This window comes from Clostridium beijerinckii (assembly GCA_003129525.1).
GTDB classification, from domain to species: domain Bacteria; phylum Bacillota; class Clostridia; order Clostridiales; family Clostridiaceae; genus Clostridium; species Clostridium beijerinckii_D.
Genome location: CP029329.1, coordinates 3651119 through 3678019 on the forward strand (window position 1 = coordinate 3651119; position 26901 = coordinate 3678019).

General features: G+C 28.7%; 22 protein-coding genes, 1 tRNA gene and 5 pseudogenes. 6 read left to right on the top strand and 22 right to left on the bottom strand.

Going from position 1 to position 26901, the window contains the following annotated elements:
- Nucleotides 1-468: 468 nt before the first annotated feature.
- Together DIC82_16430 and DIC82_16435 are read left to right on the top strand one after the other, a co-directional pair.
- Nucleotides 469-744, top strand: a pseudogene (locus DIC82_16430) (hypothetical protein).
- Nucleotides 745-997: 253 nt separating this feature from the next.
- Nucleotides 998-1645: an FMN-dependent NADH-azoreductase gene (locus DIC82_16435; protein ID AWK52490.1), complete on the top strand. Its 648-nt coding sequence runs from the start codon at nt 998-1000 to the stop codon at nt 1643-1645.
- Nucleotides 1646-1650: 5 nt separating this feature from the next.
- Here the strand turns inward: DIC82_16435 and DIC82_16440 are convergent.
- The 5 genes and pseudogenes from DIC82_16440 to DIC82_16460 form a co-directional block, all read right to left on the bottom strand.
- A pseudogene (locus DIC82_16440) lies at nt 1651-1740 on the bottom strand (cyclic nucleotide-binding protein).
- Nucleotides 1724-2266, bottom strand: a complete 543-nt coding sequence (locus DIC82_16445) for a phosphatase PAP2 family protein (protein AWK52491.1) — start codon at nt 2264-2266, stop codon at nt 1724-1726. Before DIC82_16445 ends, DIC82_16440 begins: the two are co-directional and overlap by 17 nt.
- A gap of 444 nt (nt 2267-2710) precedes the next feature.
- Nucleotides 2711-3361, bottom strand: coding sequence for a hypothetical protein (locus tag DIC82_16450; protein ID AWK52492.1), 651 nt, complete (start codon nt 3359-3361; stop codon nt 2711-2713).
- 1156 nt (nt 3362-4517) lie between these two features.
- On the bottom strand, nt 4518-5519 hold the full coding sequence (locus DIC82_16455; GenBank protein AWK52493.1) for a GGGtGRT protein: 1002 nt from the start codon (nt 5517-5519) through the stop codon (nt 4518-4520).
- A 26-nt stretch (nt 5520-5545) separates the two neighbouring features.
- The gene (locus DIC82_16460; protein ID AWK52494.1) at nt 5546-6238 is read right to left on the bottom strand and encodes a hypothetical protein; all 693 of its coding nucleotides are present in this window, start codon (nt 6236-6238) and stop codon (nt 5546-5548) included.
- 336 nt (nt 6239-6574) lie between these two features.
- Between DIC82_16460 and DIC82_16465 the strand changes: the two genes are divergently transcribed.
- Nucleotides 6575-6660: transfer RNA gene (locus DIC82_16465), tRNA-Leu, on the top strand.
- A 742-nt stretch (nt 6661-7402) separates the two neighbouring features.
- On the opposite strand, the gene DIC82_16470 is transcribed toward DIC82_16465, so the two are convergent.
- The 11 genes and pseudogenes from DIC82_16470 to DIC82_16520 form a co-directional block, all read right to left on the bottom strand.
- Complete coding sequence (locus DIC82_16470; GenBank protein AWK52495.1) at nt 7403-8941, bottom strand: hypothetical protein; 1539 nt, start codon at nt 8939-8941, stop codon at nt 7403-7405.
- Between the two features lie 41 nt (nt 8942-8982).
- Nucleotides 8983-11094 carry a hypothetical protein gene (locus DIC82_16475; GenBank protein ID AWK52496.1) on the bottom strand — a complete coding sequence of 704 codons (2112 nt, stop codon included), beginning with the start codon at nt 11092-11094 and terminating at the stop codon, nt 8983-8985.
- 76 nt (nt 11095-11170) lie between these two features.
- On the bottom strand, nt 11171-11941 hold the full coding sequence (locus DIC82_16480) for a hypothetical protein (GenBank protein ID AWK52497.1): 771 nt from the start codon (nt 11939-11941) through the stop codon (nt 11171-11173).
- Nucleotides 11942-11978: 37 nt separating this feature from the next.
- Nucleotides 11979-12203 carry a hypothetical protein gene (locus tag DIC82_16485; GenBank protein ID AWK52498.1) on the bottom strand — a complete coding sequence of 75 codons (225 nt, stop codon included), beginning with the start codon at nt 12201-12203 and terminating at the stop codon, nt 11979-11981.
- Between the two features lie 15 nt (nt 12204-12218).
- Nucleotides 12219-15161: a type III restriction endonuclease subunit R gene (locus DIC82_16490; GenBank protein ID AWK52499.1), complete on the bottom strand. Its 2943-nt coding sequence runs from the start codon at nt 15159-15161 to the stop codon at nt 12219-12221.
- Nucleotides 15162-15175: 14 nt separating this feature from the next.
- Nucleotides 15176-15973, bottom strand: a pseudogene (locus DIC82_16495) (hypothetical protein).
- A 393-nt stretch (nt 15974-16366) separates the two neighbouring features.
- Nucleotides 16367-16657 (bottom strand): annotated as a pseudogene (locus DIC82_16500) (site-specific DNA-methyltransferase).
- Between the two features lie 238 nt (nt 16658-16895).
- A pseudogene (locus DIC82_16505) lies at nt 16896-17309 on the bottom strand (site-specific DNA-methyltransferase).
- Between the two features lie 25 nt (nt 17310-17334).
- On the bottom strand, nt 17335-18093 hold the full coding sequence (locus tag DIC82_16510) for a DUF4391 domain-containing protein (GenBank protein AWK52500.1): 759 nt from the start codon (nt 18091-18093) through the stop codon (nt 17335-17337).
- 8 nt (nt 18094-18101) lie between these two features.
- Nucleotides 18102-21356 (bottom strand): helicase, encoded by a 3255-nt coding sequence (locus DIC82_16515; protein ID AWK52501.1) that lies wholly within the window; start codon nt 21354-21356, stop codon nt 18102-18104.
- A gap of 265 nt (nt 21357-21621) precedes the next feature.
- Entirely contained in the window at nt 21622-22518 is an 897-nt protein-coding gene (locus DIC82_16520) for an N-acetylmuramoyl-L-alanine amidase (protein AWK52502.1), read from the bottom strand.
- Between the two features lie 164 nt (nt 22519-22682).
- Between DIC82_16520 and DIC82_16525 the strand changes: the two genes are divergently transcribed.
- Nucleotides 22683-23255, top strand: coding sequence for a sigma-70 family RNA polymerase sigma factor (locus DIC82_16525; protein ID AWK52503.1), 573 nt, complete (start codon nt 22683-22685; stop codon nt 23253-23255).
- 81 nt (nt 23256-23336) lie between these two features.
- Here the strand turns inward: DIC82_16525 and DIC82_16530 are convergent, their stop codons facing one another.
- Entirely contained in the window at nt 23337-23579 is a 243-nt protein-coding gene (locus tag DIC82_16530) for a hypothetical protein (protein ID AWK52504.1), read from the bottom strand.
- A 305-nt stretch (nt 23580-23884) separates the two neighbouring features.
- Between DIC82_16530 and DIC82_16535 the strand changes: the two genes are divergently transcribed.
- On the top strand, nt 23885-24472 hold the full coding sequence (locus tag DIC82_16535; GenBank protein AWK52505.1) for a hypothetical protein: 588 nt from the start codon (nt 23885-23887) through the stop codon (nt 24470-24472).
- A gap of 92 nt (nt 24473-24564) precedes the next feature.
- Nucleotides 24565-24762: a hypothetical protein gene (locus DIC82_16540; GenBank protein AWK52506.1), complete on the top strand. Its 198-nt coding sequence runs from the start codon at nt 24565-24567 to the stop codon at nt 24760-24762.
- Between the two features lie 233 nt (nt 24763-24995).
- Here DIC82_16540 and DIC82_16545 read toward each other — a convergent pair whose 3' ends face one another.
- The 5 genes from DIC82_16545 to DIC82_16565 all read right to left on the bottom strand — a co-directional run bounded on the left by DIC82_16545 (nt 24996) and on the right by DIC82_16565 (nt 26790).
- The gene (locus DIC82_16545) at nt 24996-25181 is read right to left on the bottom strand and encodes a hypothetical protein (GenBank protein ID AWK52507.1); all 186 of its coding nucleotides are present in this window, start codon (nt 25179-25181) and stop codon (nt 24996-24998) included.
- 90 nt (nt 25182-25271) lie between these two features.
- On the bottom strand, nt 25272-25475 hold the full coding sequence (locus DIC82_16550; GenBank protein AWK52508.1) for a hypothetical protein: 204 nt from the start codon (nt 25473-25475) through the stop codon (nt 25272-25274).
- A 104-nt stretch (nt 25476-25579) separates the two neighbouring features.
- A complete protein-coding gene (locus DIC82_16555; protein ID AWK52509.1) occupies nt 25580-26101 on the bottom strand; it encodes a hypothetical protein in 522 nt (173 codons plus the stop codon).
- Between the two features lie 60 nt (nt 26102-26161).
- Complete coding sequence (locus DIC82_16560; GenBank protein AWK52510.1) at nt 26162-26401, bottom strand: hypothetical protein; 240 nt, start codon at nt 26399-26401, stop codon at nt 26162-26164.
- Between the two features lie 62 nt (nt 26402-26463).
- On the bottom strand, nt 26464-26790 hold the full coding sequence (locus tag DIC82_16565; GenBank protein AWK52511.1) for a hypothetical protein: 327 nt from the start codon (nt 26788-26790) through the stop codon (nt 26464-26466).
- Between the last annotated feature and the right edge of the window lie 111 nt (nt 26791-26901).

Sequence of the window (26901 nt, forward strand, 5' to 3'; positions counted from 1 at the left end):
TACAATTCATTCTTCAAAATATGATCATAGAATTTTTTCTCTTTAAATTTTGATCTTTTCATAAAGCCACTAATTAACCTTGTCATTCCACGATTTGGTTATTAGCATTAAAGTTAACCACTATAAAAAGCACTGCATTAAAATGAAAATATTTGCTTTTATTATTTAAGATAAAGTATAACAAATTGGATTTTTATGAATATATTATTTTATAAATAATTAATCGGGAGTTAAATATAAATGCTAGATATTAACGATGATGCTTATGAAGATGATCTTTATTTTGAAAATTATGAGACTTCATCTATTCTCTGTGAATCTTTTCAAAGACAAAGACCACCTTTTTTACCTATGCCAGGCGGTAACGTTCCCCCAATAGATAATTATCCACCTGGTTTTGATGTTAATTCTCCACCTGGTTTTAATTTTCCTGGAGGAGTTTTTAACCCACCTGGATTGCCTAAATCTCCACCACCAAATTATATTCCTAATAAAAATTCTGTTGGCGTTCAAGGCTTTAGTTCAATTGGAGATGGTATCGAAACTAAAGCTGTTAGTCCCAATTCCATCAGATTTTGTCTTTATAAATTCACATATATTTGGGAACGAAATGGTAGAAACTATTGGGCATTCTTGTTAAATATTGATAGGCGCTCTGTATCTGGTTTTAGATGGTATGGTAGAAATTGGGTTTATTGGGGAGTAGATTTAAGGAGAATCGATTCTTTTATATGCTATAGATCTACTTTTGAAACTGATTGTGAGGATTGTAAAAATCAAGTGAAACTTGATTCAAGTAATATTTTATTTCCATCTGAATCTTAGCTGAATTTATACATCAAGGGGCACCCCGTAATCTTAATGATCACAATGTGCCCTCAAGATGTCATAACCTCAATTGAAATTAATTTTATTTATTTAATTTTCTATTTATAATAATAATATTCATTAATAAGTTAATACTAAAATAGAAAATTAAACTTAAGAGGTGGGTATTATGAAAAAATTACTTTATATAACAGTGAATTCAAAGCCTGAAGAATTATCAACTAGTAAAACAGTTGGAAGAACACTCGTAAATAAGTTTTTAGAGCAGCATGCTGATTTTGAACTTGAAGAATTAGATTTATATAAATGTCATATTCCAAGATTAGAGTATGAATATTTTGAGAAAAGAAATTGCATGATAAAGGAAGAAGATTTCAATAAGTTAAATGAACATCAAAAAGAAGAAGTACATAAAATGGTAAAACTAGCAGATCAGTTTAGAGACTCCGATTTATATGTAATTGCATCGCCTATGTGGAGTCTTTCTTTTCCATCTCCTTTAAAAGAATATATTGATTGCATTGTAATGGAGGGAAAAACTATACATATAGAAAACGATAGCGTTGAAGGCTTATTAAATGATAAGCAAAGAGGTATGATATATATACAATCCTCTGGGGTATCTATTCCATGGCTCTTAAGAATTGTGATGAACAAAGGACTGAATTATGTACATGATATAATGAAATTCATTGGAATAAAGAGATTTGAAGAATTATTAGTAGATGGGACTGGTTCTACTGAAGAAGAAAAAACACAAGCCATACAAGAAGCAATAGGGAAAATTGATAACATCATTGCAGAGGTTTGGAGATAATTTAATTGAAGAAGCAATATATACACTTTCATATGCAAATCTTCTATTATTATTTCTGATTTCAAATTAATGAAATAGTCATTTGCAGCAAATAATATTTTTTTTATTAAACATGTAAATTATTAATTTACTACAAATTAACCCTAAAGTAATACCCGCTATTACATCTGTAGGATAATGCACATATAAATATAATCTTGAAAAAGCTATTAAAGATGCTAATCCTAAAAATCCAATTGCATATTTTTTTAAACATTTTGCTAATACTCCTGCAACTGCAAAAGAAGAAGCAGTATGCCCTGATGGAAATGAATAGGATAATGGTTTTGCAATTAACATATTAATTGCTGGTACATCTGCTGATGGTCTTAAACGTTGAACCACATGTTTCAATATTTCTTCTCCTAAAATTGTACTTAGTATTAAAGCTCCTAAAGCCATAACTCCTATTTTTCTATATTTTTTATTAATTATTAATAGTACTGCTATTATAATCCAGATAAGTCCGCCATTACCTAATGAAGTGATTATAACCATAGCTTTATCCATAATATGTCCATACATATTATTTTTTATAAATAAAAGAATGGAATTATCAATATGTTGTAATAGATATATCATATTCTTTATTACCTTCCTCTCTATGCACCTTATTATTTTTTTAAATTCTATAAAGTTCTTCCATATTCCTTGGTATCTTGTTGGCCAAGGTTATTTTGCTATTGTCCCATAAAAACTGAAACATTTCAAGGATTTCACCTAATTCCATATCCACTGTCCTGGATTTAATTGTTCTGCTATTTCATATGTTATTATTACACGGTAAACAGCTTATCAAAATTATATTTTTAATTTATTAATATTTAGATTAATTATATTAATCTGTCATAGTACTGACACAATAAGTATTTATAATAATATTTATAAAGTTGTTAATACATTATTATTTACCCCTTAAATAATAATTACCCCTTTATAGGATGACTTATTACATGTAGTAAGTCATCCTTTTTTCGTGTAAATTTCCGCATATAATATTAATATTGTTCAATAAAAGTTCTTTTATTATAATACTAATGACAAATTTAACATATCCTCTAATTGTTGTTTTGCATCATCAAAATCATGAATACTGCTTGTTACATTAAAACAATAAACTTTATTATTTTTAAAGAAAAGTATATCACATGCTTTCTTGATTTTAGAATCAGTTGTAAGTGTATATTCTAAACAAGTAGCATTTTTTCCATTATAGTTTTTTTCACTAGCCTCTATTTCTGATAAACCCTTTGTTATTCCATATTTCATTCCATTTATAAAAGTCCCTTCTGAACCCCCAAATGTATCAGTAGTATCATAAATGAAATCTGATTTACTATCAATAACATAAGCAACTGCTTTTTTATTATCTAATTGTATCCAATTAGATGGAATTTTAATTGGTATATCCCCTTTTGTAGTTGAAACTGCTATTCCTTTAGAATTTATATAATATTCATCAATTATAGTATTATGAGACATATAACCACTTTGATCAAAATAATACCATTTAGAATCAATTTGTTTCCACCCAACAGAATATGAATTTCCTTCTGTATTCCACCAACCTTTTGAATCTTGTTTCCATGAAGCACTAGCACCTATTGGTAAAGTAGTTAATAAAGTTGTTACTGTAATTGTTAATACCATAATTTTTTTCACTAGGTTACTTTTCATATATTATAGCCTCCCATCACATTAATAAAATTATTATACTATCATTACCATTTATTTACAATTATTTGTATTTCTTAACTATAAGAATGGATTAAGATATTTTAGTCCTTACTTGAATTTGACTAAAATATTTTCTCTATGTTATTTAGATTTTGAAAACTTTATTTATAACATACTAATGGAAATTCTACACTCTTGTTAAGTAGTGAGTATTTTATTGCTATTCAAATTAATATTATTAATATGTCATAATACTGACACAATCATCGCTTATAATCATATTTATAAAGTACTAAAGCATTATTATTTACCCCCCAAATAATAATTAACCTCTTTTAGAATGTCTTATTACATCATAGTAAGCCATTCTTTTTTTGTGAATTTCTATATTTAACATTATATTGTTTCATCCCTAATTCTTTCTGACTTTTGTCCTATTTTTTTCTTCTCTAAATACAAAAAAGACTACGCATTCCAGCAGAATTGCTCCTACTTTCTTTGCATAGTCTCTTGTACATATTTAACACAACTTTATTTTCCGTGACAAGACTTTAACAGTTTTGACACGGCTTTATTTTGCTGTGACAAAAATATGTACACTAACAATAAAGTTTAGTTTTTCCCTATTTCTCAAATCCGCAAACCCTTGAAAACACTCACTTTTCATTTCCCTTATTTTTCTATTTTTCATCAAAATAATAATAAAGTTTAGTTTTTAACTTTTTATGTAATTTTTATATCATATTTTCCAGTAAAAAGTCCATTCAAAAAATCATAATAAAGTTTGGTTTTGTGAAATTCATATCTTAGAAATCTTGCATTTTTTCAGTTCTAAATTAGGCTACGCTCTCGGAGCGATTTTTCTATTTTTTTGTCTATTAGGAGTTCTATTTCTCTTTTCTATTATCTTGGAATGCTTGATTATATAAGCATTTAAAAGGGTTTGTCTATTAGGTTTTCTATTTAGGTTTCTGATAAGAATTCTATTTGGATAAGGATGTGACTTTTGAATTGAAATGCTGGAATATAAAAAGGCTGTGCAGCAATACAAGAAAAATCTTGCATCGACCGCACAGCCGTGACTAAACTTTATTATGTTTAACCAAACTTTATATGTTTTGACTAAACTTTATTTGGAATGAACACAAAATATATATTATTTATTCATTCCTTGTTGAACAGCAACAGCAACTGCAACAGTAGCTCCTACCATTGGGTTGTTACCCATTCCGATAAGACCCATCATTTCCACATGAGCTGGAACTGATGATGATCCTGCGAATTGTGCATCTGAATGCATTCTTCCCATAGTATCAGTCATACCGTATGAAGCAGGACCTGCTCCCATGTTATCTGGGTGAAGAGTTCTTCCTGTACCACCACCTGATGCTACTGAGAAGTACTTCTTATTTTGTTCGATACATTCTTTTTTGTATGTTCCTGCAACTGGATGTTGGAATCTAGTAGGGTTAGTTGAGTTACCAGTGATTGATACGTCAACGCCTTCTTTGTGCATTATTGCAACACCTTCTCTAACATCGTCACAACCATAACATTTAACCTTAGCTCTAGCTCCTGCTGAGTAAGCTTTTTCTTTAACTACTGTAACTTCTCCAGTATAGTAGTCAAATTTAGTTTGAACATATGTGAATCCATTAATTCTTGAGATTATGAATGCAGCATCTTTTCCAAGACCGTTTAATATAACTCTTAATGGTTCTTTTCTTACTTTGTTAGCTTCTTCTGCTATTTTAATAGCACCTTCAGCAGCAGCAAAACTTTCATGTCCTGCTAAGAATGCGAAACATTTAGTTTCTTCTCTTAAAAGCATAGCTCCTAAGTTTCCGTGTCCTAATCCAACTTTTCTGTCATCTGCAACAGAACCTGGAATACAAAATGCTTGTAATCCTTCTCCGATTGCTTCAGAAGCATCAGCAGCTTTTTTGCAGCCCTTCTTTATAGCTATAGCAGCTCCTAAAACGTAAGCCCATCCAGCGTTTTCAAATGCAATTGCTTGAGTTTCCTTAACAATTGTGTAAGGATCGATTCCTAGTTCTGCACAAACTGCCTTTGCATCTTCTAGAGTTTCCATTCCGTATTTCTTAAGTACTGGTGTGATTTGGTCAATTCTTCTTTCATAACTTTCAAATATTGCCATAATAAATTTTCCTCCTTTACAAATAATTATTTATGTCTTGGATCCATTAATTCAGCAGCATCAGCAACTCTTCCGTATTGTCCCTTAGCTTTTTCTAATGCTTCATTAGCATCCATACCCTTGCCTATGCTTTCCATCATTTTTCCTAAGTTAACAAACTTATATCCAATGATTTCTTTATCTTCATCTATAGCGATGTCTGTAACATAGCCTTCAGCCATTTCTAAGTATCTAGGTCCTTTTGCAAGAGTTCCATACATAGTACCAACTTGAGATCTTAATCCCTTACCTAAATCTTCAAGACCTGCTCCGATAGGTAGTCCACCTTCTGAGAATGCAGTTTGAGTTCTTCCATAAACGATTTGTAAGAATAACTCTCTCATAGCTGTGTTTATAGCATCACAAACTAAGTCTGTGTTCAATGCTTCTAATATAGTCTTTCCTGGTAATATTTCTGAAGCCATAGCAGCTGAATGAGTCATTCCTGAACATCCAATTGTTTCAACTAACGCCTCTTGGATAATACCTTCTTTAACGTTTAATGTTAATTTACAAGCTCCTTGTTGTGGTGCACACCAACCTATTCCGTGAGTTAAACCTGATATATCAGTAACTTCTTTAGATTGAACCCATTTTCCTTCTTCAGGAATTGGTGCTGATCCGTGATTAGGACCTTTAGCAAGTACACACATTTCTTCAACTTCTTTTGAATACATCATATATTTTTGCTCCTCCCTAATTAATAGATAATTACAACTATTAAATCTTATCTCTAAGCTTTTTAATATTGTAGCTGGGCATAAAATAACCCGCTGGGGCATTTTTACCCTATTACTATTTTAGCAAATCATTTCAATTGTCACAACCTTTATTTAAAAATTTATGCTACAAATCTACAAAAATCTTTTATTAACATTAATTAGATGAAATATTGGCAAATATTTTACAATATATATTTATTCTAAAATGATTTTACTAAAATAATGAAATATATATAAAAATAGGTCTTGATTTATTTTCTTATACGTGGTAGAATAATTTTTGTCAGTTTATATGCCGCTGTGATGGAATGGCAGACGTGGTGGACTCAAAATCCTCTGGTAGCGATACCGTGCCGGTTCGAGTCCGGCTAGCGGCACCAATTATTTAAAGAAAAAGCTGTATTACTTGGTTTTGATACCTTGTAGTACAGCCTTTTTTGTATGTTTCCCACTTCTTTTCCCACTTCTACAATTAAATCTATTTTTATAGTTTATAGCTCTCCTAAAACCAGTTACAGTAAGGCTTGTAGCGTTTTGTAATAATATTGTAACTAATCCATATTATTTTAATATTTTCCTTCTGTAAATTAAATAAATTTGGAGATAATTGCAATTATTTTTTTACACTAATTATTAAAAATATACTGATGATAATTTTATTAATAAATTTCTTATAATATTTTTTAATTACTATGTTGCACTAAATTCATTATTATTTTTAATAAAAAATGATATTTGAATATGAATACAATCATCCAATTAAAAAAGTAATTTTCGAATCCTTTAGTTTTCTGATTTTATTTTAATGTTATATCTACCTCATAAGCCGAGCTTTGTATTCATATATAGATATATTATTGTACTCTGCAGCTATTAGTATAACTAACTTAAGGTAGATTTTATAATTTACCACATCAAATTCTATTTTACTGATGGTTGGAAAAATATAGAAAGTTTCAGTTCTTCCAACCATTTCTTATATTATGTAATATCAATTCTTATAATAACTTGTACTTGGTAATATTTAGACCTCAGAGGTTGTTGCTCTACTTAGGATGCTTGCTATCTATTTACCTGAGTACATCTGAGATACGAAGTGTTGAAGCTACAAATATATCACTTTTAATCATCTATTTCTGCAATTTCTTTTATATCTTTCAAAATTTCAAAAGTACTAATTATTTTTTCAGTATATGAATCATCACAAATGTTTTCTATATGTTCAGGGAGTACACTTTCTCTAAACCTAGGAAATAGTGAAAGTTCTATATCTTCAAGCCTACTAATATAACTAACATAGTCACTAGGACGAAAAATTCTTTGGGCTAAATAAAAATCAAACAGTTCACAAATTGTATCCCATTGGCTGCATTTTTCAAAATACTCTTTTTTTCTATATTTTATAGGCTTTTCACAAAGCTCAACTTCTTTATACTCTGCTATTCCATTCTTCACAGAAACTATCACCTTTGAAATACTTTTTTCTTTACTGTACAAAAATGATTCTTCTATGTAATTATATATATTTTTTATTTTTTTTAATTTAAACTCCTTATTATCAAGCGAAAGAATTTTATCTTCTAAATAATTTTCTTCATTATGTAGGATCTTCCAGAACTTTGGATTATCAGTTTTAATCATTCTTATTACATCATTAAATGTATCATCTAATTCAATATTATTAAACAATTCTAATCTATATTCATTAACTTTTTCTTCAATTTCTTTAGAACATTTATTATAAAATTCATTGTACCTCTGCTTAAAGTTATTTTCTCCATCGTCATTATTATCATAATTATTATCGTAATAGCTAATAGCTCTTTTTAAACTATCAAAATTGAATAATTCTTCATCATAAAATATGCCAGAAAATTCACCTTGATCATCCACCATAGGCACTGCTTTACCTACTCTTGTTTTTTGCTTTTCTGCTTCCTCCATAAAAAAATCTTTTAAGCATATGTCCAAATATTTATCAATTTGTTCAAGCAGCGGATTCTCAAACTCCAAAAATTTACTATCATATTTATACTTATTTAAATATTTATTTATCTTATCTATATAAACATATGCTTCTTTATAAGATTCTTTGCATTGTTCATATTTTTTTGAAATTCTAATATCTAATTCTTTTAAAAATTTCATTTTATCAGATGATAAAAAATTTATAAATACTAATTTATTTTGTTTATTTTTAATATTTAATGATGTAATAATTTTAACTCTCTCGGTATTAGTTAATAATTCTTGAAATGAATCTCTCTTTAAATCTTTAAATATGTCATCTAAATCTTTATATAAAAAATCTTTATCATCATTGTCTTGTGTAGATTTTTTAATCCAATACTCACATATTGTTTTTCTTAATAAAACTTGCAGATCATAGTATAATAAAATTGCATTTTCCTTTTCTATTTCCTCTTTTTCCATCCTTTTTTGAAATAATTCTAGGAGTATAGTAGCAAGCATTGTAAGTACTACCCCTATAATAGCCCCCAATAGTGATGACACATAATCACCTATAGAGCCGTCTACATTATCAGTTGTTAATCCATATAAATTTAAAATCGGTCTAGCACATAAAAAAGTAACTATAGTTACTACTAGTATTATTACAAATGATATTATCAGCAAGTTATTTCTATTATTTTTAATCATATATTCTCCACTTTCTATTTTAAAATTTTTGCATATAATTATTATTTTTCACTAGCTGAATAAACAGCAGTATCAATATTTTCAGGGGCTACTAATACCGGCCAGTAAAATTCTCCACCTCTCCAACCATTTTTTTCAAGACCATTTTGTTTCATCAGCATAAGAGTCGGCTCAGTTTGTGCCATTTCTTTTGCTTTCATTAAATCACGATCTCTATTGTATGGCATGTCTGAATAATATCTAGAGGTTTTTCTCAATTGACTTATATTTCTATTAGTTGCTGCAAATATATTTACATATTCATTGCTTAAATAATTTATTAGCGATAAAAATGTCTTTTCATCTATTGCATTTTTACTTTCTAGTTCAATTGTCTTATAAATAGTATTTATAATCTTACCAGCATCTTCTTTACTAATTTTATACGTTCCCTCTATCTTTCCATTATTATTTTCCATAAGAATTTTATCTATATTTTCTATATCCTTTTTTATATAACTTTTGTAACCTGTTTGGAATCCTACAATTGTGGAAGTTTTACCTGGTTTTAATACATGGGTATTGCTAATTCTTATTTTTTCTGGAGAACATGGAATTATTGTGCCTTTTTCATCTCTGCTTATAAATATAACTCCTTTGCCTAAATGTCCTTTTTCAAAGTCTTCTCTTAATTTTGAATCAAACTCATTAATCTTTGACATTCTATCGTATAAATCTGTAGTTGTATAAAGTCTTGTTACTGCTAAATCTTCTTTTTTCCTATATCCAAACATTCTTGAATGTTGAAGTACAGTGTCCTGCTGCATTTTTTGTGGTCTTCTTCCATAATAGAATCCTATTAGATTTGATATAGTGATACCTCTATCAAGAATTTGTCCACCTATGAACATATTTAAAGGAGTTCTTAACCTTAGTTGTCCATCTTCATCTAGCAATGCATTAATATCATTTTCTGAATTTACAATAGTTTTAGTAATCCATTGTTCTGATATTGATTTATACACCATTTTCTTTACTTCCGCTAAAGATGGTACTTCAAAATTATAAGCATTTACTGATTCACTTAAAGTCTTATATCCTACTTGAATATATTCTTCTAATACATCACTATTCTTTACAGCTTCTTTTTCAAGCTGCTCCATAAGTTCATTTATAATATCATTTTGCCTTTGATGTGATGATTTTGATATTTCTGTATGTATGATAAAACTAAACTTATTTTTATTTCCACGGGGTTTTCCACCATTTTGAATTATTCTAATACATCCACCAATTATAAAATTAATTACAGCTGTTCTAAGACCTTCAACCTTTGGACTTTTAAAAATTTCTTCTTCCTTAAATCTTCTTCTATCACTATTTTTTATTATTTCAAGTTCGGTATCATCAATTGAATAGAATAAATATTTATTAAGAGGATTTTTTTCCTCATCAAAATAATAATCTCCACCTATATACGCATCACCATATGGTACTAATACTGTAGTTGCTGGTTTAACAGGCTTTATATCCTTATCTCCACCTAAATTAATTGTTTCGGGCTGCAAATATAAAGAGTACGGAGTGGCAGTTACTTGAATAAATCTGCAAGTAAGTTCTAGTCTTAAATCATTAATTTGTGATGCAATCTTTCTTAAATCAAAAATTTCAGTATCTTTATTCATTTCATAGCCAATACTACAAAAATCAGCTTCATCATCAATTATCAAGCATTTTTTAGATTCATTTAAAGCATATGCTTTTATAAAATTCAAAAGCTTAGGCAAGTTATTATGCTCTTTCTTAACAACTAATATTAATTTTTTATCTAATTCAAATCTTGATAAATCTGTTGGAATGCACATAATATCGAAGATATCAATTAAATCATCATCTCTAAATTCTGTAAATTCCTGTTTCATTCTTGCAGTAGTCTGCATGGCAAGTGCATTAGAGTTTTTTGTTAAAACAACTGCTAGGTCATAGCCATTATCAAAGGCTAAGGAAATAACACCTATAAATGATTTTGTTTTACCACTTTGTATTTTCCCCAACATCATAAGAGGCTTGTCCCTAATTTCGTCAAGTTTTTCTACTGCTTCAATTATGCATTTGCTTTGCTTTGAATCATATTCTTTCTTTTTAACTCCGAAGAATTCTCCATCTAAATTCATATTAAAACTTCTCCTTAATGTAATTAACTATAATATAGGTTATAAATTAATTTTAAGATCAATTAGGGAAATTTCACTATTTTTGATCTTTATATGCTTCCATAAAGAATTTAGCCAAAGTAACGCCTGCATTTACAGCTAATCTTGCATGATAATCTTTTAATCCACTATTATTTTTTAATTTTCCATGACCAGTACCATAAGAATTTCTTAATTCAGTAATTCCTATTACAATCTGTCCTAAATTGTTCAATGTTTTCTTAACTGTATCGTTAGCTTTATTTGCATTTACTACTTCATCTGGTATTAATTTCAAATGTTTTTGAGCTGCTTTTATTAACGCTGGCATATCTAAATCCTCTAGTTTATCAACTTTATTCTTTAAAATAGTTTTTAAAACTGTTTCTATCATCTCTTTTGTTGTACCTAATGCTAATTCTGGATCTTCTTCTAGCGAGTCATATATACGTTTTAATTGCTTTGATACGTCAAATGAATCAGTATCTAGAGGGTTTTCTTCCAATAATTTATTTACTTCAATCTCATTATAAAGTTCATCATACAAATCTGTTCTTTTTACTTTTAGCCATTTTTCTAGATTAATATATTCTGCTATCTTCAAAAGTTTTTTAGGATTTCGTCCTATTGTTTTTAGCACATCAATAATATTTTGTGTATAATCTGGGTCTCTCCAGTTTAAGCTTCTTATAAGTCTATTATGTCCTTCAATAGCATCTACTTCATCAATTTCATAAGCTAACTTTGTCCAATCACTAGCTTCAAATTTAGCATCAATTGCTAATGTAAGAGCATATATTAAACGATCCTTATTTTCAATATCCAACATACCTACACCTCATTTTATAAAAATAGTTTATTATAGATTAATCTAAGTTAATTTTATTCAACATATCTCTAAGTTCCTTTAATTCTTCTACTGTAAGAGTAACACCCTTCCCCATCTTCTCATGTTCAGGTGCCCAATCTCTCAAATCATATTTAGCTTCTTTTCCGTTCCAACTAATTAAATTTAATTCTTTAGTCCACCCCTTTGCTGATTCTGATATAGCTCCTAGTTCTTTTTCTATTTCAAATTTAATTTCTGCCATAAAAATTTCTCCTTCTTACACGTTCTCAATAAACTCTTCAAAATTATCTGTTTTCTTGAATTCAACTTCATTTTCAAGTGCTTCAAAGTGTTTATATCCACATTGAATCTTTTTATTTTCTCTTTCCCTTAATTCTTCTTCTAAAATATTCCCCTTAGTTTCTACTACAAAATACAACTTTTCTGTATTATCTTTTTCAATAAGCACTGCCCAATCTGGATTATAGTCTCCAAGTGGAGTAAGTATTTTAAACCAATCTGGAAGCTTAATATACATCTTAACACTTTTGTTATCTTCAAATTTTCTAGCAAAGCCTTCTTCAACGCCAGAATCATATATTATATATTCATAAATTGATTTTTCACTTTCTATCATATTCTTTGATAAATATCCTGCTAACTCTTCAGTTTCAAATAGTTCTTGAGCGTAGTACTCTTCATCTCCTATTTTTTGATATTTGATTCCGTCAACTATCATTAATCTCATTTTTCTTTTAATAATCTTAGCTACTTCGTCCATAAATTTTTGTGGATTCTTCTTAAAATCTTCTAATCTTTCAGACTTTTTCAAAACTTCAACTAAAGTCCTTCTAGTTAATTTAGTTTCATTTTGAAGGAATGTTATTATATCAGGTAATGCAAAATTGTTGTTTTCTATATCCATTGTATATCTATTATTTTCTTTTGTTGCTGTACCAGATTTATTAATACCTACTTCTGCTTTCGTATATAAAAATTTAACTTTATCAACTTTTAAATTATGTTTTATTTCTTCTGAGCATTTACTTATAAGCTCATCTGCCTCAAAGTTCACTGAATATGTTGTTTTATATTTAATTTTATCCCATAGTTCTTTAAACTCCGGACTAATATATCTTTTCTTATTTAAATACACCGTTTCTCTCTTGCTTGCATCTTTAACATTTAAATTGCCTGCTAATTTCTTAAGTGTTGAAATAATATCTTCTTCACATACCTTAAATTCCTCTGGTATTTCTACGCATTTTGCTTTTAAATCTTCTCTTAGCTTGTCTTCAATCTTCCCTTTAACATCAATATATTGGCTATCTTTTAGATACTCAAATATTTTTTCCGAACCTTCTTGATCTAGATATGTTGATACTCCATCTAGAGTTATTTTTATATTTGCAAAAGTATGGCTCTCAACAACTCCAAACCTTACTCCACCATCTTCTTCATATTCCTTTTGGAGTTTAATTGCAAATTCTTCATAGCTTTCATTTGCCATTACAGTAAGAGTATTTACATTAAATCCATATACCCTTTCGCCCTTTTGATTAACAGCTAATCTAAGTCCTCTACCAATTTCTTGCCTCTTTTTTGATTCAGATTTAGTTTCATTTAATGTACATATTTGAAAGACATTTGGATTATCCCAACCTTCTTTTAAGGCTGAATGAGAAAATATGAATTTTAATTTTGTATCAAAACTTAATAGTTTTTCTTTATCTCTCATTATTAAGCTATATGCATCCTCATCAGCAGCTGTAGTACCTTTTGTATCTTTTAATTCACCTTTTTTATCTTGAGCAAAATACCCATTATGGACTTGCTGCGCTTCACTATCTGTATCTACTTCATTAAATAAAGTTTTATACCTAGGGTTTTTAATTGCCTCTTTATATTCTTCTTCAAACCAAATAGCATACTTTCCTTTTTGTACTTTACCATCCTTATCAATAAATCTATAATTAGCAACTCTGTCAATAAAAAATAAACTAAGTACCTTGATACCTTCTTTTTTTAATCTAAGTTCTTTATTAAGGTGTTCATCAATGGTTTTCCTAATTTGCATTCTTTTAATAAGATCTTCATCTATTTCTCCACGTACTTCCCCTAAGTGTATATCTTCATGACCTACAAAGGAAACATATTCATTTTCTTCCTTAGCATTTATCTCAGTTATTTGATATCCTTTATAAACATCTCTATTCCCTGATAATTCATATAAATCATCATCAACTTTAAATTCCTTAGTCATTCTTTTTATAGAACCTTTTTCCCATTTATCAATTTCTATTTTAGCTTTTATAGGCGATTTTTTATTATTGACACTTATAAGTTTAATATAAGCATTATTGTTATTATCTTTAGATACTATACTTGCTACTTCTATTTGTTTTACCAATTGTCTTTCATAAGCATCTACTGCATCTAATCTAAACATAAGATTATGTTTATCCTTATGAGTTGCAGAATATCCTATAGTACATAATGGATTTAATGAAGCAACGGCCTCCTTAGCTTTGTCTGTACTAACGGTACTTTGTGGCTCATCAATTATTACAAAAGGATTAGTTTCCTTAATAAACTCTAATGGCTTAACTCCATTAGTTTTCTCATGATCCATATTTATAACATTAGTATCCTTATTAAAAGATTGAATAGTCATAACCATTATTCTTATATAATCGCTTGTAGCAAATTCTCTTATTATATCTAGATTTTGTGATTTATATTCATAAGATTTAAAAATTACATTATCATATAATTCTTTGAAATGTTCACTCATTATATCTATAGATTTTATTACACCTTCTTTAATAGCTACAGAAGGAACAACAATTATAAACTTTGTAAATCCATATTGTTTATTAAGTTCAAATATTGTTCTTAAATATACATAAGTTTTACCTGTACCAGTTTCCATTTCTATAGTGAAATTATAATCATTTTTCTTTATATCATCTTCTGAAGATGGTTTTAATCCATTTTTAAGCTGTATTTCCTTTGCATTTGTTAAAATATCTTCTTGATCTAGTTCAAGTTTATTACCTATTCCTAAATTAGTAAGCAGTTTTCCTTCTGTACCAGCTTTATCTGTCATAGCAGATACTGTAAAGTTACATTGTGCTGGAGTTTGCCCCTTAAATATATCTACTATAGAAGAGATACTTTCTTGTTGATAATCTAAATCTGACTTAAATTGTAATTTCATAAAGTATCACTCCTCTATATGCTCATAATGTCTTTTATTTCATTTCGCTTTAATATTTCTATTGCATTAGTTTTAACAGAATCAGTTTTAAACCCATTATCCTTAAATACAAATCTAGAAACCTCAGGATTTAATTCATTTTTTAAATCCACCATACCTTGTACAACATCCAAAGTTATTTCATTATCTAAACATATTATTAATGCTCCAAAGCCTATGCTAAATACTTTCTTTCCATTAACTTCTCTAGTTTCTACAGGATATGTTAAATCAACACCATATTTAAGCATTATTTCATAAACTACATCTTCTTCAGTTCTATCTGGAACAAAGTTATCAATAGTATCTTCTAATCTCATTTCAAGATTATCATAATCTGGATTCCAAGGCTTAATATTAGATGAATCCAATTTAAATACCTTAAATCCTATATCTAGATCTTCTATTCCTTCCTTATCTTTGTTTTCTTCAACTATTTTATCTCCTGCTCTTCTGATACGTTCTTTTCCTATTTCACAGATATTTTTATATCCTAAATCATATGCTTCAAGTTTTTCATCTATTTTTTCTGGTAATTGCACCAGAATATATTTTCTATTTCCTTTATCTTCAACATTAAAATTCATAATAGAGTGTGCAGTCGTGGAAGAGCCAGCAAAAAAATCTAATATTATTGAATTTTTATCAAAATTTGCAAATAATTTCAACAATCTAATAATTAATGAAATTGGCTTTGGAGTATCAAATGTTTTTCCTCCCATTAATTCAATTAAACTTCTTGTCGCATTTGAAGTTAAACCGCCATCTTCCCACCATGTTGTATCAGTTTTTCTGCTTTCTTTTGCTTTTTCAAGATAATATTTTTGTTGAAGTCCATTTGCTGTTTTTACAATTAATCCATTATCATACTTTTTTTGCATTGTTTCTTTAGAATATCTAAAATATCCTTCCACTCCCATAAATTCATAATATGGATTTCCCTTCTTCGCACCTCCTGGTCCATCTACAGGAGTTAATTTATATTTTCCTCTAGGATCATTATCTTGATTTTCAAAACCATCCAAATCAGGATCTAATCCAATATTTTTTCTTTGTACAAATACTTCATTAATATTTTTTGAATACAACAAAATGATATTGTGATTACTAGAAATAATTTTATCATTTGAAACAGATGCTCTTGCTTTATGACAAATATTACATATAAAATTATTTTCACCAAATATCTCATCACATATTTTCTTTAAATTTGAATTTTCATTATCATCAATTGATATACAAATTACACCATCATCTTTCAGTAAATTTCTTGCTAATCTCAATCTAGGATACATCATATTTAACCAATCAGTATGATATCTGCCGCTTGCTTCTGAATTTGTACTTATTTTATTACCATCATCATCAACTTGACCAGTAAGGTTCAAATAATTCTGTAAATTATCTTTATAATCATCCTTATAAACAAAATCATTTCCAGTGTTATAAGGTGGATTAGTTGTTATATTTAGTTCACTTATAATTTCCATACAAACAGCTCCTATATTACAGTTTAAACGGTAACTACATTATCTTTGAGTCTTTCCAGAAGCTTATAATAAGATAATATATGTTAAAGTAATACTCAAGGGGTTTAAACTAAGACCTTGACTATTACTTTAACATACATTGAATAGCCACTAGGCTTCTATATCTAATACTATGAATACAGTATTCCAATAAACTAAATATAACGATGTATATCATCTTAACTTTATTCTGATAACTCTTTTGGAGTAATTTTAAAACTTCTAAATTATCTCCCTCTATATAGAGATTTCCTGTAGTATCCCAGTTTTTACTTTCTTCCTTGCATGGTCTTAGAGTTCCTCTTGATGGTGTTTGAGCCATTCTGATAGCTTGTGATTTACCGTGCCATTCAAATCTATATCTTTCTTCTTTATCCTCTATGTAATCTCCTAAAACTTCTTGTAATCTTTCAAAATCCACTTTATCTTCACAGAATACTTCAGGAAAAATTTCTTTTAATTTTAAAATATTTTGTTTTATTATATCTAAACTATCTCCATCTATTTTTTCAATGGTATCTATATTTTTTTCTTTAATTGCATCTAAATTATCTACTTTATCTTTAATCAAATTACCCATGTACTTCTCCCCATTTCTATTTCTCTTAAGAATTTAAATTTTCAATTATCCCATTTTTCTTTGATTCTAGTTTTTTTATTTTTATATTAATATCCATTTTCTTGTTAAAATGTTGTTCCTTATTTATATCAATTTTTAATTTATCTATTTCACAGCTAAGCTTTTCTAATTGATTATTTAATTCATTAACTTCTTCTATATCTTTATTTTTTAAAACTTCAAAGTCGCCTGTAATACTTGAAGCATTAAGTAGATTTAGCTTTTCTACAAAGCTGCAATAGAACTTATACATATTTATAAAAGAAAATTTCTTTATATCTATTGAATTTAAAAAGGAAACCTCATTATCTTTTAAATTATCTATGCTTATCCAATTGCTATAAACAAAATCATCAATTGTGTTTTTATTTTCATCAACTTTATTTATTCTCTTATATGCTGTGTTTATTAATACCTTTTCTTCATGTGTTAATACTATTATCAAAGGATATGGTATTATCTTTTGAATAATCTCGCATATTTTCTTGTATTTTGATTCTTTAACTAATGATACTTCTATTAAAGCTATCTCTTCATAATCCAGCTCTTCATTTTTAAATGGTTTAATATTCAAATTTTCCTTTTTAAAAGAATATTTCCAAATAATTTTCTCAATATCATTTGTGAACATATCCTTATCTGAAGTTGCCATAGTTCCATTTTCATAAAAAAGTTTCTTAAATATTGTACTTCCAACATTGCATTCTGCTGGTATTTTCATTTCTTCATATAATTTATCAACCATATGTCCACCTACTTTATTACAATAAATGATATTAATTCAAAATCCTCTATGCCTTTAAATAAACTTTTTTGAAGAGTTGTCCCACCTTTACTAAATAGAGATGCTACTCCCTTTTCTTCTTTTTTACCAATAATATTATCAACAGCATCCTCCAAAAGTTTTGAGTATTTCTTCATATCCTTACCATTATTTGTTTCTGAATTAAATTCTTCTACTATATAATCTAAAACTTCACCTTTGCCAGAACATAATTTTCTATAAAAATCCAATATCTTCTTTGTATGAATATAGTTATATTTAACAGTTCCATCCTCATAAATATAAACCATATAATATGGATAAAATGAATTACTTTCTTCTGGTTTTGCAGTACCATTAACTTGCTTTAATGTAAATATAACACCAGGCTTTATTTGATTTTTTAGTTCTTCATCTTCTGTTTTTGTTACGGCATACATGCCTAATGGTGCTTTTTCTAATTCTTCTTTATGAGCTTTCATATACTCCATTAAATCCATTTTAAAATCATTCATGGTTAAGTCAGTTATAGAAATTCCACCGGAAATATCCTCCAAATCCACAACTTCATCCTGTAATTGCTTTAATTGATTCTTTCTATATTCAAGGTCATTCATTTTTGATTTTCCACTTGAATCTATTATGTTCTCTTCTCCAGTTGCAGAAATATCTAATAACATCATTCTTCCAGTTACTCTTGCTTCAAGATTTATGTATTCATCTAGTTCCATGTTTGGCCAAAAATTAACCAATTGAATAACATCATTTCTTGAACCCAATCTATCTATTCTACCAAATCTTTGAATTATTCTAACTGGATTCCAATGAATATCATAATTAATTAAATAATCACAATCTTGCAGATTTTGCCCTTCAGAAATACAATCTGTAGCTATTAATATATCTATTTCTTCTTTTATGTCTGCATTAACTTTTTCTCTTTCCTTTGATATTGGAGAAAAATTAGTTAACACATCATTTAAATCCTTTTTATTAACCCCTTTTAAGGTACATTTATTATCCCCTGATCCTGTAACTAGAGCAGTATGCACTTTGAATTTTTCACTAGCCCAAGCGGCAATGCTTTCATATAGATAATTTGCTGTATCTGCAAAAGCTGAAAATATTATTATCTTTCTATTGTTTTGATTTATAGGGTTATTTATTTTTTCTTCAATTAAATTTTTAAGTGTATTTAATTTAGCATCTCTATGAATTACAACCTTATGAGCTTCAATTAAAAGTTCTTCCAATTTCCTTTTATCATCTTCTAAGTCCTGTTTCCATTTAATTAAATCCATATCTTGTATTAATATCTTTACTTTATTTCCTATAAGTGAATCCTCTAAAAGCGGATCATCAATCTCAATACCTTCTATATTTAGTGAAGTATCATAATCAAATTGCTTTTTCTCAATTTTCTCTAATGTATAATCTATTTGCTTTAAAAGTTTTGCTATTGTTATTCCAAAAGAATTAATTGAGCTTTCCATTCTTTTTAATATGTTTACCCTCATTAAACTAACTAAACTTTCTTCCCTGTCTACCTGTCTGAAGACAGATTGTCCACCTCTAACAGAAGTGTCATATTTTTTATCATACTCACTTCTCTTTTCTGGAAGTACATATTTAAGCGGTGAATATGTACTTAAGTTCAAATTTCTAATTGCTTTATTTACATAATCCAAACTTGGAAATTCATCAGATTCATCAATTTTTGCTTTCTCATTAATAGGCTTTAATCTTTGAGGAAATTTACCAATTTCAGCTACATTATAATATTTTTCAATATGTTTTCTTGATCTAGCTATTGTTACAGTATCAAGTAATTTGAAATAATCCATATTAATCATTTCCATAAAACTATCTAATGATCTTTCTTCCTCTTCAAGGTTTGTCCATTTGTTAAATATTAGTTGTGCTTTCCTTAAAGTTTGTTCAACACTTACTATTCCTTCATCTTCGAATGCATTGTCTATTCCTTCTGTTATAAAATTAATTTGATTTTTTAAATCATTCATTTTATTATTAACTGGAGTAGCCGATAACATTAATATTTTTGTCTCTGCTCCACTTTTTATAACATCATTTAATAGTTTTGAATATCTTGTAACTTTATCATTTCTAGCATTGTTATTTCTAAAGTTATGTGATTCATCAATAACCACTAAATCATAATTGCTCCAATTTATAGTTTTTAAATTTATTTCTCCTGAATATCCTTCATCTCTACTTAAATCTGTATGATTTAGTACATCATAATTAAATCTATCTTTAATTAAAACATTTCTCTTATCATTTAATGTATATATTGACCAGTTTTCCCTAAGCTTTTTAGGCGCTAAAACTAATACTCTATAATTTCTAAGTTCATAATACTTTATTACAGCTAAAGCTGAAAAAGTTTTTCCCAGACCAACTGAATCAGCTAAGATACACCCTCTATATTTTTCTAATTTATCAATAGCGCCAATAACTCCATCTTTTTGGAACTTATATAACTTATTCCATATTTCAGTATCTTTAAATCCTATTTTGGTCTTAACTATATTTTCTTCAGTTATTTCACCTAAATATTCGTTAAAAATATTATATAAAGTAACAAAGTACATAAACTCTGGAGTATTTTCTTTATATATGGCTTTCATATGCTCTAACACTGCTGATCTGACATCTTCAACTAATGTTTCATCTTCCCATATGTTATTAAACATTGTTAAAAATTGATTAGTAAATTCTTTTCCATACATACATGTGTTCATGTCCATTCTAGTAGATGGCGAAAAACCTAACCCATCACTTGTAAAATCTACTGTTCCATTTATAGACATACCTTCATCCTTGTTTTCTATGTATATAAGTCTTTGCTGTGCTGGATTTGGTTTCCTTAGAGATTTAATCTCCACTTTGTCTTTTATCCAATCAGCACATTCCTTTGCAATACTGGATTGATTCATTTCATTTCGGAGCTTTATTTCAAATTCATTCCCTGCAATTCGTTTTTCTGATGTTTTGTCTATAAAATATTCCCTTATTATTTCTTTACTTTGATTAACAAACGTTGGCTCAGTAAATAAAAATCTTAAACCATCAATCTTCTTTAATTCTTTACTTAGTTCCTTATATGCAAAAATAGTAAAATATGATGATATTATGGATAATTTCGAATCACTTTTAATATTATCTCTTAATTCTTCTCCAACTTTGCCAAATTGCTTATTATCTAATATTTTAGGTTGCCGCATTAAAATCCATCTCCCAATTCATTTGGTTACATTTTCCTATATTACCATAACATTATTTTACACGTTTGGGCAAAATATTTAAACCCTGAAAATACTTATATTTAATTAATCTTTGATTATTTGAAAATCTGATAATATCTTGCGTAATTTACTACCTAATAAAACGTATTCTATCCATTTGGAATTGAATGACTTTTATCCTACTTTTGAATCTAACTATATATACCTCAACCTAGATTTATAATTACTCTTAAATATTAATATCTCAAATAACACAAACCCCACCCCCATTAACTTTAAACCCATCAGGAGTAACACAATCACAATACATAACTCCATGTTCATTAAAGCAATAACAATCCCCATCTATCCATAACCACAATGGCTTCTTCTCAGTCCCCCTAACCATTTTGCAACTTTCATCTAAATAATACCAATTTCCATCACTACTATCATAATGCCAAGCCTCCTCTAACGCATATCCCGTATTATCAAAGATATACCATTCCCCATCAATCTTCTGCCAACAATTCTGTGATGTATAGTAATATTTATTTATATGATCAGTTGAATACCACCATCCAACATCATTGAGATTCCAACCATATTTCCATTCTCCATCACTAGAACCATCAGCTCCAACTAATCCACTAACAATAGCTCTTGCAATAACTTCTGCATTATATTTATATACATCATCACTATCAGCAAATAAGCATTCAACTAAAATTGCTGGAATATCTGTTCTGTTAAGCACAATAAGACTTCTTGTTTTTACTCCCCTATTAGATAAATTCAAAGATCTAGATAATGCATTAGTTACCTTCACTGCATATTGATTTGCTACTTCTGATTTTCCAGTAACCAACACCTCTGGACCAGTTCCTCCCCCTGAATTGATATGAATTTCAACATATAACTTTACATCCATTGTCTTTGCAATTTCATTAGCTTCATTTGCTCTAATATAGCAATCCTCACAATTATAACTATTACTTTCATCTACCCTAAGTAAATTAACTCCTTGGCCTTTCTCCTTTAAATATTCTGCAAGCAACTCTCCAATCTTCCTGGTGCAGTTACTCTCATCAAGCTTATCAATAACCCCACATCCAATGTTCCCACTTGCAGTATGACCTACAGCAATTATAAAATTACTCATTTTTACGCATCCCCTCTATAATCTTTAATTTTTTTGCATTTACATCTAAGTTATATGTATTTTAGCCATATATACTATATGTAGAGGTAAATTTAACAGCAAACACAATATATGTAAATTAATCACTTTAATTCATAACTTTTATATTGGAGAGGGAGGTTTATATGGATTTTAATTATATTGAAACTTTAGTTACAAAATGTAAAAATAATGATGAAAAAGCAAAAGAAAAATTAACTATAGAATTTAGACCATTAATTTATAATATTTCTAAAAGAACTTTCATTGATGGGTATAACGTACATGATCTTATACAGGAATGTTATCAATCACTTTTCAAATCTGTTTCCATGTACAACTTAGAAAAGCATAGATTCGTTGCCTATGCCACCAATGCCATTAAGAATAATATGGGAGATTCAATCAAAAGAATTAAAACGAGAAGATCTACTGAAGGTAGTGATGCATTAAGCTTACATGATGATGTTGAAAATGATTTTCCTGCCATTGAAATCTCTACTGAAACTTCATTATGTGAAATGTGTGACTATGAAGATTTAAAATTAGCCCTTAATAATTTAAATGAAGAGGAACTTGAACTTATAAATTATGTATTCTACAGAAATTATACTGTTAAGGAATATGCTTATTTAAAAGATATGTGCTATTCTACTGCTATTCTAAAAAAGAAAACTATTTTAATGAAAATCCTTAGTAATATCTCATTGTATTATTAAACATAAAAGTCTAACAGCTCCAAGGTTAATTTTATCCTTGGAGCTGTTATTTTGATTATAAAATTTTAATACATCACTTAATTATTCAAAACTAAAATTATTCACTACCTCAGTAGTTTTCTCCACATAACTATCAACCACTTGATCGATCCCATCACAAATATATTTTAAGCTGCATCCCATGCATTTATTAAGTATTCTATCCTCTAACAAAGAACATCTAAGTTCATCACTGAAAGTAGAATTTCTAATTGCTAAGGCTATTTGCTTTTTATCAAAGCACTCTCCTTTTTCTGATCCAATCTTAATTTCATCTCTAATCATTTTTATAACACACTCCAATAATTTATTTGCAGCTTTAAAAATTTATAAACTGCTATTATGGATATATGTTTTATACTGTAACATAACATTAAATTAGGTAATATTTTTATATAGATACCCTCTCAACCAGCATTTTTGGCGCATATTCTGAAGAATATTTATGGTAATATGGTTTAGAATATATATTCTCCTATGGTAATATTCTTCAGAATATATATGGTACAGAATATTTATGGTAAACCATATTAGAATATGCTGCTTTTAGCCATATATCCTAAGTAAGAATATAAATAAAGGAGAATTTTATGGCAAGAAGAAAACAAAATTCACTACCTCAAAATGACTTTGCTGCTGAAGAGGAACTAGATGTTTGCGGATTTTCATCAGAACCCATTGCAACTGGAGAATGTATTTCATCATTTTCATTTGATGATGATTATATAAGTGAAACCAAACCTTATGTTACAACTAATACTGAAAATAAAAACTATGTTGATACTTCTTCTAATATAACTAATGATCTTATTGATTTTAATAATAAGCAAACTATAAATTCATCTGCTGCTTCAATTAATAAATCTATGTCAAATACTAATGTTAAATTCAATAATATAACCGTTTCAAATAATCAAATTACTTTAAACGAAAATAATTCCTTAGAAGATAATAGAAAAGCTCATATAGTAAATGGTATGGCACCACCTATTAACGGAGAATTCTTGGATGTTAAAAGGACCTACATGCTTAGGGCTTCCACTGTTAGAAAAATCAATGAGCTTAAGAGCATTCATCCTGATTTAAATACTTATGTAAGTTCAATAGTAGATTTGGCCATATCTCATTATTATGAGCACATAATTAATGGTGGCAGTCAACAATACAATTCCATTTAAAATTTTTCATTTACAACATTAAGAATATTTTAATTGCTTTTATAAAACAACATACTTTTGCTCATATATCCCTTATTGGAGGTGATGAAATTATGGAGCTAAATGAATTAATTAACTTAATAATTAATAATGGATTCGCAGTGGCTGTGGCGGCTTATTTGCTCATTCGCTTAGAAAAACAAATTAATAGCTTATCAAGTTCAATAAATAAATTAAATACAATAATATCAACAAAACTTGGAGTTGTTATAGATACTGATGGATCTGACGATTCTCATAAGGTTGCTTGAAAAAAGGCGATAAACATTTTTTAATTGTTTATCGTCTTAAAATTTGTAAAAATTCATATTTTATTATTTTGATTTTTTATATTCAAATATACACCCTAAGATAAATTGTAATTTGTCGAACAAATCTGCAAATCGAAAAATTACATATTTTCCTATATTAGCTGGCATTAGTGGATAACAAGTATATATTGTGTTATCGGTCATTCGTGGGAATTGGTCAATCCCATTTTTATTTATTCATTTTTAATTCTTTCAGCATATTCTTCTTTGGTTTCATTGTCATCATAAAGATACTTTTCAAGTGTTTCTACACTTATCCTTCCTTCATTCACATCGTTTAAAGTGTCTCTTGCAGCCTCTTCTCCAAAGTCATCTAAAATCTTGCAAAAATCTACAGCAGGTAATTTATTTTTTCCCATATTCTTATTTTCTCCTTTCTTATTTATTGTTTTTATTGAAAGTATGAAACAATTAGTATGTCACTTGATTCTAGTTATCCATACAAATTACTATTTAGCAAGTGCTTTCATTAGCTCCTCATGTGTGTAGCCAAATCGGTAATCCTCATCAAAACCTCGTGATAAATAGATATCTGCTGCATCCCATAAGCTAAGCGCTTCTCCATTATTATCGTCTCCTTCATCGGGTTTTCCAAAAGCAATAACACTACCACATGTAGTACATTTCCAATCTCCGTCACCTATGTATTCCATGTCAACCCCACAACCTTTACCTCACCCATAATATACCATATTGTTACCTCCTTTTAATTATTTGAGAGTTTCGAATTACAGCTTTGCATATTTTTCACGCGCTCTTATTCATTGTGGTTTTCAAAATCTTTGTTAGACGAGTCATTTTCGTCAGGATACCATGCAAAGTTTTGCTCTCCACAATTTTTGCAAATAATGTATGCCTTTTGGCTATTGGCTTCACTTTCCGGAACGTATGTCGATCCATTTAGAGGTTCACCACAATGTATACAAGTACCTACATGACTCAATTCAACGGATTGCAGAGCATCTTTTTTAACTTTGTTTTTTTTACTTATGTGTTTATAAGCAAAGTACCCGCCTACAGTAGCAACTAAGCCAATACCGACAGCGATTAATGCATTTTTATTAATACCCTTGGTATTGAGCTCTTTCGGAATTAGATTCTTTGGCTTCTGCCTTGTGACTATTTTGGTAGTAGCTTTATCAATGTTCTCAAAAACCAGTGTTGAAGAATAATCAACAACTTTTTCAGCTTTTTCAGGAACATATTTAAAGGTACCGGTTATGTAACCACCATCGGTATATTGATTACCGAAAAAAGGATGCCCAACAGGAATTCCCATACAAACTCACCTCAACAAATTTATAATTTATAATACTCAACATAAAATTGGAATTTATAGCTATAGCCATTTTTTTACGAAGTCATCGTCATAGTCTTCGTCGCCATTCATCATTTGAATTGCTCTACCTAAATTACCATTTGATACATATTCTGGATCATAGTCATATATCGCACAATCGAAGCATAGTGATCCTCCGATTTCTTCGTCATAATTGTATTCCCCATCGAGTGCATCATTAAATTCCATTCGCGTGTCTGAAACATTGAATTTATTTCCACAGTTAAGACATTTTTCCATATTATTACCTCCATATTTATATTTAAGCTCATTATAATTAACAACCAGCGAGATTACTCATGTTAATCTTTATCATTGATTTTAGACATGCTCTGTTCCATCAAAGCGTTTACCGCAGAAGAGAATACTTCAAGTCCTGACACCACACCTGGCAAGATAGGAGACTGAATATCTGCTTTTTCTTTATTTGTAAGTTCTGTTTCAAACAGCCAGTCCAACGAGGTGTTCAGTACCTTAGCCAATATTATCAGTTTGTCAGTTTCGGGATATCCAACGCCTTGCTCCCATTTAGAAACACCCTGTCTCGTGACATCCAATAATTCCGCTAACCTTTCTTGGGTTAGATGTTTTTCATTTCTGCTTTGTTTTAAGTTCTCAGCAAAACTCATATGGGCACCTCACTTTGTTATTGCTTGCTATTATTATAAATCTATTTTCATTTTCAGACCAATAACCTGAATTTGCATTTTCGCAACTTGAGGTTGCTTTATAAGATCACA